Annotated in this window: 11 protein-coding genes; 2 read left to right on the top strand and 9 right to left on the bottom strand. The window is 70.9% G+C overall.

The features are described 5' to 3' along the window. Nucleotides 1-54: 54 nt before the first annotated feature. The 7 genes from CP982_RS08880 to pgsA form a co-directional block, all read right to left on the bottom strand. A complete protein-coding gene (locus CP982_RS08880) occupies nucleotides 55-807 on the bottom strand; it encodes a YebC/PmpR family DNA-binding transcriptional regulator (protein ID WP_030681062.1) in 753 nt (250 codons plus the stop codon). Nucleotides 808-856: 49 nt separating this feature from the next. Then, on the bottom strand, nucleotides 857-1,468 hold the full coding sequence (gene pdxT / locus CP982_RS08885; RefSeq protein ID WP_150510015.1) for a pyridoxal 5'-phosphate synthase glutaminase subunit PdxT: 612 nt from the start codon (nucleotides 1,466-1,468) through the stop codon (nucleotides 857-859). Between the two features lie 3 nt (nucleotides 1,469-1,471). Beyond that, entirely contained in the window at nucleotides 1,472-2,320 is an 849-nt protein-coding gene (gene pdxS / locus CP982_RS08890; RefSeq protein ID WP_216678465.1) for a pyridoxal 5'-phosphate synthase lyase subunit PdxS, read from the bottom strand. Nucleotides 2,321-2,584: 264 nt separating this feature from the next. Next, nucleotides 2,585-3,130 carry a LemA family protein gene (locus CP982_RS08895; RefSeq protein ID WP_150510016.1) on the bottom strand — a complete coding sequence of 182 codons (546 nt, stop codon included), beginning with the start codon at nucleotides 3,128-3,130 and terminating at the stop codon, nucleotides 2,585-2,587. A gap of 103 nt (nucleotides 3,131-3,233) precedes the next feature. Beyond that, nucleotides 3,234-4,394 (bottom strand): glycosyltransferase family 4 protein, encoded by a 1,161-nt coding sequence (locus CP982_RS08900; protein ID WP_150510017.1) that lies wholly within the window; start codon nucleotides 4,392-4,394, stop codon nucleotides 3,234-3,236. Continuing rightward, a complete protein-coding gene (locus CP982_RS08905) occupies nucleotides 4,391-5,335 on the bottom strand; it encodes a phosphatidylinositol mannoside acyltransferase (RefSeq protein WP_150510018.1) in 945 nt (314 codons plus the stop codon). The genes CP982_RS08900 and CP982_RS08905 overlap by 4 nt, the downstream gene beginning before the upstream one ends. Further along, nucleotides 5,332-6,006: a phosphatidylinositol phosphate synthase gene (pgsA, locus tag CP982_RS08910; RefSeq protein WP_150510019.1), complete on the bottom strand. Its 675-nt coding sequence runs from the start codon at nucleotides 6,004-6,006 to the stop codon at nucleotides 5,332-5,334. Before pgsA ends, CP982_RS08905 begins: the two co-directional genes overlap by 4 nt. Before the next feature lie 260 nt (nucleotides 6,007-6,266). Between pgsA and CP982_RS08915 the strand changes: the two genes are divergently transcribed. Both CP982_RS08915 and CP982_RS08920 read left to right on the top strand, forming a co-directional pair. Further along, on the top strand, nucleotides 6,267-8,474 hold the full coding sequence (locus tag CP982_RS08915; RefSeq protein ID WP_150510020.1) for an elongation factor G-like protein EF-G2: 2,208 nt from the start codon (nucleotides 6,267-6,269) through the stop codon (nucleotides 8,472-8,474). 213 nt (nucleotides 8,475-8,687) lie between these two features. Next, entirely contained in the window at nucleotides 8,688-10,343 is a 1,656-nt protein-coding gene (locus CP982_RS08920; RefSeq protein ID WP_150510021.1) for a hypothetical protein, read from the top strand. A gap of 88 nt (nucleotides 10,344-10,431) precedes the next feature. Here CP982_RS08920 and CP982_RS08925 read toward each other — a convergent pair whose 3' ends face one another. Next, entirely contained in the window at nucleotides 10,432-10,992 is a 561-nt protein-coding gene (locus CP982_RS08925) for an HIT family protein (RefSeq protein ID WP_144002411.1), read from the bottom strand. Nucleotides 10,993-11,070: 78 nt separating this feature from the next. Next, complete coding sequence (gene thrS / locus CP982_RS08930) at nucleotides 11,071-13,050, bottom strand: threonine--tRNA ligase (RefSeq protein ID WP_150510022.1); 1,980 nt, start codon at nucleotides 13,048-13,050, stop codon at nucleotides 11,071-11,073. Nucleotides 13,051-13,167: the final 117 nt, after the last annotated feature.

Here is a 13,167-nt window from a genome sequence, read left to right on the forward strand (position 1 = left end):
GACAAAGCGACGGGCCGACGGGGTGTGTCCCGTCGGCCCGTGTGCCTCGTCAGGTCAGGCGTCGACCTTCTCCATGACCTCGTCGGAGACGTCGAAGTTGGCGAAGACGTTCTGCACGTCGTCGCTGTCCTCCAGCGCGTCGATCAGCTTGAAGATCTTGCGCGCGCCGTCCTCGTCCAGCTCGATCTGCATGGTCGGGACGAAGTTGGCGTCGGCCGAGTCGTAGTCGATCCCGGCCTCCTGGAGGGCGGTGCGGACCGCGACCAGGTCGGTGGCCTCGCTGAGCACCTCGAAGGACTCGCCCAGGTCGTTGACCTCTTCGGCGCCCGCGTCCAGGACGGCGCCCAGGACGTCGTCCTCGGACAGCTCGCCCTTGGGGACGATCACGACGCCCTTGCGGTTGAACAGGTACGACACGGAGCCCGGGTCGGCCATGGAGCCGCCGTTGCGGGTCATGGCGACGCGGACCTCGGAGGCGGCGCGGTTGCGGTTGTCCGTCAGACACTCGATGAGCACCGCGACGCCGTTCGGGCCGTAGCCCTCGTACATGATCGTCTCGTAGTCGGCGCCGCCGGCCTCGAGGCCTGCGCCGCGCTTGAGCGCGGAGTCGATGTTCTTGTTGGGCACCGACTGCTTCTTGGCCTTCTGCACGGCGTCGAAGAGCGTCGGGTTGCCGTCCAGGTCGGCGCCGCCGGTGCGGGCCGCGACCTCGATGTTCTTGATCAGCTTCGCGAAGAGCTTGCCGCGCTTGGCGTCGATCACGGCCTTCTTGTGCTTCGTCGTAGCCCATTTAGAGTGGCCGGACATCTGCCTGTCTCCTTCGCGTAACCAACCTCGATAACGAACGTCAGAGATCCTACAAGGACCGCCGCCCCTGCTCGGCCCTGACCATGTCCACGAACAGCCCGTGCACCCGGTGGTCGCCCGTCAGCTCCGGGTGGAAGGACGTGGCGAGCGCGTTGCCCTGACGGACGGCGACGATGTGGCCGCCGTGCTCGGCGAGCACCTCGGTCTCGGCGCCGACCGACTCCACCCAGGGGGCCCGGATGAAGACGCCCTCTACAGGGTCGCCCTCGACACCCTTCATGTCGACCGCGCTCTCGAAGGACTCGTTCTGCCGTCCGAAGGCGTTGCGCCGCACGATCATGTTGATGCCGCCGATCGTCTCCTGGCCCGAGCGCGGGTCGAGGATCTTGTCGGCGAGCATGATCATGCCCGCGCAGGTGCCGTAGACCGGCATTCCGGCGTGCACGCGCGCGCGAAGGGGCTCCAACAGGCCGAAGAGCACGGCCAGTTTGGAGATGGTGGTGGACTCGCCGCCGGGGATGACCAGGCCGTCGACCTCGGCGAGCTCCTCGGGGCGCCGGACCGGCCTGGCCACGGCGTCCGCCGAGGCCAGGGCGATCAGATGCTCCCGTACGTCGCCCTGGAGGGCCAGGACGCCGATCACGGGTACGTCGTGCGCCATCGGTTACCAGCCGCGGTTCGCGTAGCGCTCGGCCTCGGGCAGCGTGTCGCAGTTGATGCCGACCATGGCCTCGCCGAGGTTGCGGGAGGCGTCCGCGATGACCTTGGGGTCGTCGTAGAAGGTGGTGGCCTTCACGATGGCGGCGGCGCGCTTGGCCGGGTCGCCGGACTTGAAGATGCCGGAGCCCACGAAGACGCCCTCGGCGCCGAGCTGGCGCATCAGCGCGGCGTCGGCGGGGGTGGCGACGCCACCCGCGGAGAACAGCACGACCGGCAGCTTGCCGAGCTCGGCGGTCTCCTTGACCAGCTCGTAGGGGGCGCGCAGCTCCTTGGCGGCGGCGTACAGCTCGTTGTTGTCGAAGCCGCGCAGCTTGGCGATCTCGTTCTTGATCTGGCGCAGGTGGCGCACGGCCTCGACCACGTTGCCGGTGCCGGCCTCGCCCTTGGAGCGGATCATGGCCGCGCCCTCGGCGATGCGGCGCAGGGCCTCGCCCAGGTTGGTGGCGCCGCACACGAAGGGGGTGGTGAAGGCGAACTTGTCGCTGTGGTTGACCTCGTCGGCCGGGGTCAGGACCTCGGACTCGTCGATGTAGTCGACGCCGAGCGACTGCAGGACCTGGGCCTCGACGAAGTGGCCGATGCGGGACTTGGCCATGACCGGGATGGAGACGGCCTCGATGATCTCTTCGATCATGTTCGGGTCGGACATCCGGGCCACGCCGCCGTCCTTGCGGATGTCGGCCGGGACCCGCTCCAGGGCCATGACGGCGACCGCGCCCGCGTCTTCGGCGATCTTCGCCTGCTCGGCGTTGACCACATCCATGATCACGCCGCCCTTGAGCTGCTCGGCCATGCCGCGCTTCACGCGGGCGGTGCCGGTGGCCGTGTTCTCGGCGGTGGTGGCGTTGCTGGAGAGCGTGCTGGACACGGGTTGACCTCACTCGGTGGAGACTCGGGGAAAGCGAGCTGCTGAGAGCTGCGGGTGGCGATTCCGCCGACTTGAGGAAACGCCTGCGGACCAGGCCACAGCAAGGGCCAATGGTGAGGCGGTGGATCGTTTTGCGGACCTCCGGTCCGCTCCCGTGACGGGGGTACGACGCTCGGTGACCCCTCCGTGCTACGCCGCGGTACGGTCCGCGAGGGCCACCGGGGGCTCGTCGTCCATCTCCACCGCCATCGGGAACGGCGCGTGCCCGGCGAGCCGGAACCAGCGCACCTTGCGGTGGCGGCGCAGCGCGCGGGCCGCGCGCACCGCGTCGTTGTGGAAGCGCCGCGCCATCGGCACCCGGCGCACGGCCGCGGCGAGCTCCCGCGTGGCCTCCTCGCCGCCCGGCGCCTCCCGCACGGCCTCGACCTGCTGCGCCTCTCCGAAGACCGCGCGCAAGGCCTGGCTCAGCTCGCTCTCCGCGACCTCGCGGTGCTCCTCCTCCGCCTGCCGGGCCGCGTGCGCCGCCTCGTACAGGACGATCGACGCGGCCGGATCGAGCACTCCGGAGGTGGCCAACTCCTGGGCCACCGAGGCGCGCCGCAGCAGCTGCGCGTCGAGTGCGGCGCGGGCCGCGTCGATGCGCGCGTGCAGCCGGTCCAGGCGGCCCGCGGTCCAGCTCAGGTAGAGGCCGATCGCGAACAGGGCGGCCGCGATCCAGATCAAAGTGGAGGTCACAGCGGCCTAGGCTACCGCTGGGGCCGGGCAGCGACGGCAGGGCCGGGCCCCGGTGCCCCGTGCTTGCCCCGGCGTTGCCCGAGCCGCCCGGCCGACCGGGCCGCTAGTCCCTCGCCAGGCCGAAGCGGGCGCGCAGGCCCGTGCGTTCGTCCGCGGCGACCGCCGCCGCGCCGTCCGTCACCGTCTCGTACACCGACAGGATGTCCGCGCCGACCGTCGACCAGTCGAAGCGGCGCACGTGCTTGCTACCCCGTTCGCGCAGCTCCTCGCGGCGCTTGGGGTCGCCGAGCAGGCGCACCGCGGCCTCGGCGAGCGACTCCGCGTCCTCGTTCGCGAACAGGTCGCCCGCCGCGCCCTGGTCGAGGACCTGCGCGAAGGCGTCGAGATCGCTGGCGAGCACGGGGGCGCCCGCCGACATCGCCTCGACGAGGATGATGCCGAAGCTCTCGCCGCCGGTGTTCGGCGCGACGTACACGTCGACGCTGCGCAGCAGCCGTGCCTTGTCCGCGTCGCTGACCATGCCGAGGAACTCCACGCGCTCGCGCAGCGCGGCCGGGAGCGAGGCCACGGCCTCCTCCTCGTCGCCGCGCCCGGCGACGAGCAGCCGCGCGTCCGGGCACTCCGCGAAGATCCGGGGCAGCGCCTTCATCAGGACCGGCAGGCCCTTGCGGGGCTCGTCGATGCGGCCGATGAAGCCGAGCGTCTGCCCCTGCCACTCGGGCTTGGGCTCGGCGTCGGCGAAGAAGTCGACGTCCACGCCGTTCGGAATGACGACGGCGTCGCCGCCCAGGTGCTCGACCAGCGTGCGGCGGGCGTACTCACTGACCGCGATGCGCGCGCTGATCTTCTCCAGGGCGGGCTGCAGGATCGGGTACGCCGCGATCATGGCCCGGGAGCGCGGGTTGGACGTGTGGAACGTCGCCACGATCGGTCCCTGCGCCGCCCAGCACGTCAGCAGGCCCAGCGACGGCGAGGTCGGCTCGTGGATGTGGATGACGTCGAAGGTGCCGTCGTGCAGCCAGCGGCGCACCCGCGCGGCCGACAGGAAGCCGAAGTTGAGCCGCGCCACCGAGCCGTTGTACGGAACCGGCACGGCACGGCCCGCCGACACCACGTACGGCGGCAGGGGGGTCTCGTCGTCCGCCGGAGCGAGGACGGACACCTCATGCCCCAGGCGGATGAGGTGCTCGGCCAGATCGCGGATGTGGAACTGGACGCCGCCCGGCACGTCCCACGAGTACGGGCAGACGATGCCGACCTTCACGGCGTCCCCTCACCCCGGGGTCCGGCCGCCGCCCGGGGCGCCTTCGCCGGGTCCAGATCCGCCAGCCACAGACGCTGCAGCATGTGCCAGTCCTCCGGGTGCTCGGCGATGCCTGTGGCGAAGGCGTCGGCGAGCTCCTGGGTCATGGCCGCCGTCTTCTCCGCGCGGGTGCCCGTCGCGGGGACCTCGACGGGCGGGTGCACACGGCCGCGCATCACCGGCGACGCGTCGTACCAGAGCGTCACCGGCAGGAGCAGGGCGCCCGTCTGCTGGGCGAGCGCGGCGGGCCCCGCGGGCATCCGCGCGGTCTCGCCGAAGAACTTCACCTCGACGCCGGACGCCGACAGGTCCCGGTCGGCCACCAGGCAGACGAGCCCGCCCGCGCGCAGCCGCCGGGCGAGGGTGCCGAAGGCCGAGCCGCCGGTGTGCGGCAGGACCTCCATGCCCAGGCCGCTGCGGTAGGCCACGAAGCGGTCATACAGGGACTCGGGCTTCTGCCGCTCCTGCACGGTCGTGAACGGCGTCTTCAGCTTCGTGGTGACCCAGGCGCCCGCCAGGTCCCAGTTGCCCAGGTGCGGCAGGGCGAGGACGACGCCCCTGCCGCTGTCCAGGCCGTCGGTCAGATGGTGCAGGTCCTGGGGCGTGAAGCCGTTCTTGATGCGGTCCTCGCTCCAGGCCGGAAGCCGGAAGGACTCCATCCAGTAGCGCATGTACGACCGCATGCCCGCCTTGGACAGCTCCGCGAGGCGCTGCGGCGTCGCGTCGGGCACCACGCGCGCGTAGTTGGCCTCCAGGCGGAGGACGCCCTTGCCGCGGCGCTTCCACGCGAGGTCCGCGATGCCGCGGCCCAGGCGCACGGCGGCCGGCTCGGGCAGCTTCTTGACGGTGCTCCAGCCCACCCCGTACAGCGCGTCCGTCAGCTTGTCCGCGGCGCGGCTCATGAGGCGGTCCCGCTCCGCTGGGCGGCTTCCCGCGCGGCCTCGGCGTCCGCCTCTGCGGACTCGCGGCGCACCGTCACGACGCGCTGCACGAGCGTGACGAGGCTGCCGACGGCCACGATCCACAGGGCCACGGGCAGCAGGACGTCGATGCCGGGCACCCCGAACTTGTGCAGTCCCGCGAAGCCCGCGGCGACGAGCGAGATCACCAGGCGCTCGGCGCGCTCCACCAGGCCGTTCACCGCCACGGGCAGGCCGATCGCCTCGCCGCGCGCCTTCGTGTACGACACCACCTGGCCGCTGGCCAGGCAGAAGATCGAGACGGCGCACAGGATGTTGTCGTCGCCCGAGCCCGCGTACCAGAGCGCGAAGCCGCCGAAGATCGCGCCGTCGGCGACCCGGTCGAGCGTCGAGTCGAGGAACGCGCCCCAGCGGCTGGAGCGGCCCAGCTGACGTGCCATGTTGCCGTCGACGAGGTCCGAGAACACGAACAGCGTGATGACGACCGTGCCCCAGAAGAACTCCCCGCGGGGGTAGAAGACCAGCGCTCCCGCCATCACTCCGGCCGTACCGATGAGCGTGACCGTGTCGGGGCTGACCCCGCGACGGATGAGAAACGCGGCGAACGGCGTGAGGACACGCGTGAAAAACGCACGCGCGTACTTGTTCAGCATGGCCTTCCCGAGGGTCGGTGCGCACGGCGGCCCCGTTGGCCACCGGCCGACCCATCGTAGTCACGCCCCGGACACGGCGGCTCGCCCCCTCACGATCGCGTACGACGTATGGACGCACAGTGACGCAAGTGGAAAGCTCGGAAGCACCGCGGGCGTCGTCGGAGCCGCCCCCGCACGCGGGTCCCGCGTGTCCGCGCTTCAGCCAGCATCCCCGAGGGGGCTGTGCCTCCTCACCACGCACGTAACCGGGAGGCCAAGGCATGGGCGACAAGGCGAACGCACACCCCGGAGCCGCCGGCAGGGCAGCGACGGCCGACCATCCCGCGTCCGTACGGAATGTGGTGCTGGTCGGCCACAGCGGATCGGGCAAGACGACTCTGGTGGAGGCCCTCGCGCTCACCGCGGGGGCGGTGAACCGGGCGGGCCGCGTGGAGGACGGCACGGCGGTCTCCGACTACGACGAGATCGAGCACCGGCAGCAGCGCTCGGTCCAGCTGTCCCTCGTCCCCGTCGAATGGGGCGGCTACAAGATCAACATCCTGGATACGCCCGGCTACGCCGACTTCGTCGGAGAGCTGAGGGCCGGTCTGCGCGCGGCGGACGCGGCCCTCTTCGTCGTCTCGGCGGCCGAGGGCGCCGAGGGCATCACGGGCGCCACCCGCATGGTCTGGGAGGAGTGCGCCGCCGTCGGCATGCCCCGGGCCATCGTCGTCACCCACCTGGAATCCGCGCGCGCGGACTTCACACAGATGACGCGCACCTGCGCCGAGGCGTTCGGCGCCGACGACCCCGACGCGGTCCTGCCCCTGTACCTGCCGCTGCACGGCGAGCCGGGGCCCGACGGACACGCACCCGTCACCGGACTCATCGGCCTGCTGTCCCAGCGCGTCTACGACTACGCCTCGGGCGAACGCAAGGAGTCCGAGCCGGGCGACGACCAGCTGCCCGCCATCGAGGAAGCGCGCAACAAGCTCATCGAGGGCATCATCGCCGAGAGCGAGGACGAGTCCCTCATGGACCGCTACCTCGGCGGCGAGGAGATCGACTTCAAGACCCTCGTGGACGACCTGGAGCGGGCCGTCGCCCGAGGCATCTTCCACCCGGTGCTCGCCGCCGCCCCAGCCGCCGAGGGCGCCCGCCAGGGCATCGGCACCGTCGAGCTCCTGGAGCTGGTCACCGGCGGCTTCCCGACCCCTCTGGAGCACCCCGCGCCCGCCGTCACCACACCCAACGGCGCACCCCGGCCCGCCCTCACCTGCGACCCCGAAGGACCCCTGGTCGCCGAGGTCGTCAAGACGGCGTCCGACCCGTACGTCGGCCGGATCTCGCTGGTCCGCGTCTTCTCCGGCACCCTCCGGCCCGACGAGACCGTGCACGTCTCCGGACACGGCCTCGCCGACCGCGGCCACGAGGACCACGACGTCGACGAGCGCGTCGGCGCCCTCTCCGCGCCCTTCGGCAAACAGCAGCGCACCCTCTCCCAGGCCATCGCGGGCGACCTGGCCTGCGTCGCCAAGCTCAACCGCGCGGAGACCGGCGACACCCTCTCCGCCAAGGACGCCCCGCTCCTCATGGAGCCCTGGGACATGCCCGACCCCCTCCTGCCGCTCGCCATCCAGGCACACAGCAAGGCCGACGAGGACAAGCTCTCCCAGGGCCTCTCCCGCCTCGTCGCCGAAGACCCCACCATGCGCCTGGAACAGAACCAGGACACCCACCAGGTCGTCCTGTGGTGCCTCGGCGAGGCCCACGCCGACGTCGCCCTGGAGCGGCTGCGCAGCCGCTACGGCGTCCAGGTGGACGTCATCCCGCACAAGGTGTCCCTGCGCGAGACCTTCGCGGCCAAGTCCGCGGGGCGCGGCCGCCACGTCAAACAGTCCGGCGGCCACGGCCAGTACGCCATCTGCGAGATCGAGGTCGAACCGCTGCCCGGAGGCAGCGGCATCGAGTTCGTCGACAAGGTCGTCGGCGGGGCGGTGCCGCGCCAGTTCATCCCCTCCGTGGAGAAGGGCGTCCGCGCCCAGGCCGCCAAGGGCGTCGCCGCGGGCTACGCGCTCATCGACGTGCGCGTCACGCTCCTCGACGGCAAGGCCCACTCCGTGGACTCCTCCGACGCCGCCTTCCAGACCGCCGGCGCCCTCGCCCTGCGCGAGGCCGCCGCGGGCACCGCCATCCACCTCCTCGAACCCGTCGCCGACGTCCAGGTCCTCATCGCCGACGAGTACGTGGGCGCGGTCATGAGCGACCTGTCCGGCAGACGCGGCCGCGTCGTCGGCACCGAACAGGCGCCCGGCGGACGCACCCTCGTCCGCGCGGAGGTGCCCGAGATCGAGATCGGCCGGTACGCCGTCGACCTCAGATCCCTGTCCCAGGGCACGGCCCGCTTCAGCCGCGCCTACGCCCGGCACGAACCGATGCCCCCGCAACTGGCCCACAAGATTCGCGAACAGGCCCAGGACACCGCCTAGTTGGGCCGCACTGGCCGAATGCCGCCCGCTCCGCCTCCTCCTCGCGGGCGGCATTCGACCGACACCTGACGGATGTCGGTGGGCCCCGATACGCTGATGACCTGATCAACAGCCGTACCGGCCAGGTCAACAGGTGTGCCGGGCCGCACAGTCGGGAAACAAGGCAATCGGGAAGGGCCGCGGCGGTCAGCGGCGCGGCGATGGGGGCGGCAGGTGGCGGACGACGCATTCGACTTCAGGCCAGGGGCCCAGGTACCGCTCTCCGGCGCCGCCGGACAGACCGCGGCCACCCACGCCCTGGCCTCCGCGGCATACCGCGACGGCGAGGTCGACGAGATCCTCAAGGCCAACAACGACTGGCACAAGTCCGTGGTGAAACCGGGCCTCTGGTCCCTGTTCAAGCCCAGCCTCGGCGAGGCCTTCGCCAGAACGGTCCAGGTGCGGATGCTCGGCGGCGCCCGCAGCCCCCTCATCCAGGCCTTCGGCATCGACCCGCAGTCCGTCGTCGAGCACTGCCTCGCCGCCACCGGCATCCGCCGCCACCGCGACAGCTGGCTCACCCTCGTCATGGCCGTGTGCGGACTGCTCTTCCTGCCCGGCCTGCTCGCCTGGCTCCTGGTCTTCACCGCCCGCCGCTGGATCACCAAGCAGAAGGACAAGCGCACCCAGGCGATCGCCACGGCCCTCCTCGTCGCCGTCGGAGTCGTCGTGGTCATCCTCCTCGTCAAGCTGCCCTTCCACGGCCTCCTGGCCTGGTATCTGCGCCTGTGCCCCGTGGTGCCCGTCATCGGCTGGTTCTGGGCCAAGCACATAGCCGAAGGCACCGCCAAGGACCTGCGCGAGCGGTGGAGCGCGCTCCTCTCCGGCGGCGGCATCGGCGCGAAGATTCCCGAAGCCGTGCCCGGCAGCCCCGGCGACGCCTCCGCCGAGCGCCTGCGCCAGGGCCTCGCCCGCCTCTCCGCCGAGCAGCAGAGCAACTCCGTCTTCTACGCGGGCCCCAAGGGAATACTGGGCATGGGCACCCGCTGGGGCAGCTGGCAGCTCGCCGAGGAGCTCGTCCCCCGCGAGGACGGCAAGGAGATCAACCCGTTCCGCAGCTGGGACGTCATACGGGCGGTGCACGACCAGCTCCGCATGCTCGAGCGCGGCCCGCTGCACACCGGCGGCTTCACCACCCCGTCGATAAGGCACTGGATCGTCACCCCCGTCGGGGAGAACGCCGGCTCGGTCTCCCGCCCCTCCGGCACGGACGTCGAGGCCTTCCAGATCAAGGGCCACGAAATACAGCGCATCTGCAACGAGCAGCAGTTCGGCAGCGGCGACCGCCACTACCTGGGCGTGCAGTTCACGCTCTGGGACGGCCAGCTCGTCATCACCATGCTGATCACGGTGACGGTCCTGCACGAGACCCTGCGCATCGAGGTCACCGGCCACGCCCTGGGCCCCGTGCACTCGCTGTTCACCAGCAAGCCCTCGCCCAAGACCAAGACGGTCAGCAAGACCATCAAGTTCTGGGAGACCACGACCCGCAGCCTCCCGCTCGTCGACGCCCAGGAGGTCGTGCGCCTCGCGGTCCGCGCCCCCTTCACGTGGTATCCGCCGATCCTGGACTACCTCGGCGGCAAGCTGGTCCTGCCCGAGCCCTTCGGCCTGCGCCACGCCTGGGCGGACAAGCCCTGGCGGCACCGCTTCATGGCCGACGACGCGCTGCGCGCCGCCACCCCGGTCCTGCGCGTCGTCCACACGGCCGCCATCAAGGTCCTGGAGGAGAACGGCGTGAACACCGACCGCTTCAGCGGCCGCGCCACCTTCCTCAGCGGCGCGGTCCAAGACCCCATGCCGCGCCAGGCGGACGTCTACGGCGCGTAAGCGCTCCGCTGGGGCGCGGTGCCGAATCTGCGGGCCGGCTGTGGCCGGTCGCGCAGTTCCCCGCGCCCCTTCGGGGCGCTTCCGCGCCCTAGGCCGCGGGCCATGCCTCCGCGAGCATCTTGCGGGTGTCGGCCAGGAGTTGGGGCAGCACCTTGGTGTGCCCGACGACGGGCATGAAGTTCGTGTCGCCGCCCCAGCGCGGCACGATGTGCTGGTGCAGATGCGCGGCGATGCCCGCGCCCGCGACCGTGCCCTGGTTCATCCCCAGGTTGAAGCCGTGCGCGCCCGACGCCGCGCGCAGCGCGGTCATCGCCTGCTTGGTCAGCTCGGCCAGCTCGAGGGTCTCCGGACCCGTCAGCTCCGTGTAGTCCGCGACGTGCCGGTAGGGGACCGTCATCAGATGCCCGCCGTTGTACGGGTAGAGGTTGAGCACCGCGTACACGTGCTCGCCCCGTTTGAGGATCAGCCCGTCCTCGTCCGACTTGGCCGGGATGGAGCAGAACGGGCAGCCGTCGTCGGCCCCCGAACCGGTCGGCTTGTTCTCGCCTTGGATGTACGCCATCCGATGGGGCGTCCACAGGCGCTGGAACGCGTCCTGCGTCCCCACTCCGATCTGCTGCTCCGGCTCACTCGTCATGGTGGTCAGCATATTCGCCACCGGGAGCGCGACGAGGGGCGGCCCCGAACGGGACCGCCCCTCGCAGCCGGGCCGTGACGCGGGCGGGCGTCAGACCTGGGTGCGCTCCTCGACCACCTTCAGGATCTTGGCGATGGCCTCGCTGGCCGGGATGCCGTTCTCCTGCGAGCCGTCGCGGTAGCGGAAGGACACCGCGCCCGCGTTCATGTCGTCGTCGCCGACGATCACCATGAACGGCACCTTGGACTTCTGCGCGTTCCTGATCTTCTTCTGCATCCGGTCCGAAGAGGCGTCCACCTCGACCCGAAGGCCGTGCTTCTTCGCCTCCTCCGCGAACTCCTGGAGGTACGGCACGTGCGCGTCCCCGACCGGGATGCCGACGGCCTGCACCGGAGCCAGCCACGCCGGGAAGGCACCCGCGTAGTGCTCAAGCAGCACCCCGAAGAACCGCTCGATCGAGCCGAACAGCGCGCGGTGCAGCATGACCGGCTGCTGCTTGGAGCCGTCGGCGGCGGTGTACTCGAGCCCGAACCGCTTCGGCTGGTTGAAGTCCACCTGGAGGGTCGACATCTGCCAGGACCGGCCGATCGCGTCCTTCGCCTGGACGGAGATCTTCGGCCCGTAGTACGCGGCCCCGCCCGGGTCCGGCACCAGCGGCAGGCCCTGCTTCTCGGCGGCCTGGCGCAGCGCCTCGGTGGCCTCGGCCCAGTCCTCGTCCGAGCCGATGAACTTGTCGGAGTCGTCGCGGGTGGACAGCTCCAGCTCGAACTCGTTCAGGCCGTAGTCGCGCAGCAGGTCCAGGACGAAGGTGAGGAGCTTGTCGAGCTCCTCCGCCATCTGCTCCTTGGTGCAGTAGATGTGCGAGTCGTCCTGGGTGAAGCCGCGCGAGCGGGTCAGGCCGTGCACGACGCCCGACTTCTCGTAGCGGTAGACCGTGCCGAACTCGAAGAGACGCAGCGGCAGCTCGCGGTAGGACCGGCCGCGCGACTTGAAGATCAGGTTGTGCATCGGGCAGTTCATCGCCTTGAGGCGGTAGTTCTGCTCGTCGAACTCGATTGCCGGGAACATGCCGTCCGCGTAGTGCGGCAGGTGCCCCGAGGTCTCGAAGAGCTTCTCCTTCGAGATGTGCGGGGTGTTCACGAACTCGTAGCCCGTGTCCTCGTGCCGCTTGCGGGAGTAGTCCTCCATCACCTTGCGGATGACGCCGCCCTTGGGGTGGAAGACCGCGAGGCCCGGGCCCAGCTCCTCCGGGAAGGAGAACAGGTCGAGCTCGGCGCCGAGCTTGCGGTGGTCGCGCTTCTCAGCCTCCGCGAGGAACTCCAGATGCGCCTTCAGCTCGTCCTTGGACGGCCACGCGGTGCCGTAGATGCGCTGGAGCTGCGGGTTCTTCTCGCTGCCGCGCCAGTAGGCGGCGGCGGAGCGCATCAGCTTGAACGCCGGGATGACACGGGTGCTGGGCAGGTGCGGACCGCGGCAGAGGTCCTTCCAGCACAGCTCGCCGGTCTTGGCGTCCAGGTTGTCGTAGATCGTCAGCTCGCCCGCGCCCACCTCGGCGTCGGCGCCGTCGGCGGCCTGCGCGGCGTTGCCCTTGAGGCCGATGAGCTCCAGCTTGTACGGCTCGTCGGCGAGCTCGACGCGGGCGTCCTCGTCGGTGGTGACCCGGCGCGAGAACTTCTGCCCGCGCTTCTGGATCTCCTGCATCTTCTTCTCGACGCGCTTGAGGTCCTCCGGGGTGAAGGGCTCCTTGACGTCGAAGTCGTAGTAGAAGCCGTCCCGGATGGGCGGGCCGATGCCGAGCTTGGCGTCGGGGAAGAGCTCCTGCACGGCCTGGGCCATGACGTGCGCGGTGGAGTGGCGCAGGATGTTCAGGCCGTCCTCGGAGGAGATCTCGACCGGCTCGACCTCCTCGCCGTCCTCGATCTCGTACGCGAGGTCCTTCAGCTCGCCCCCGACGCGCGCGGCGACGATGGTGCGCTCGCCCGCGAAGAGCTCGGCGGCCGTGGTGCCCGTGGTCACCACGCGCTCTTCCCGCTCGGAATCGCGTTGGATGATCACACGGACGTCTGACACCGGTCTCTCCTGTCTGAGGGGGCTGCGGCAGATCCTCGCCTGCTCGCGCAACGAATCGTACCGAGCCGGTGGGGCCCACCGCGAAACGGTTGTCCGCGGGCGGCCCGCGCTCCCCCG

Source organism: Streptomyces spectabilis, from assembly GCF_008704795.1.
Taxonomy (GTDB): Bacteria; Actinomycetota; Actinomycetes; order Streptomycetales; family Streptomycetaceae; genus Streptomyces; species Streptomyces spectabilis.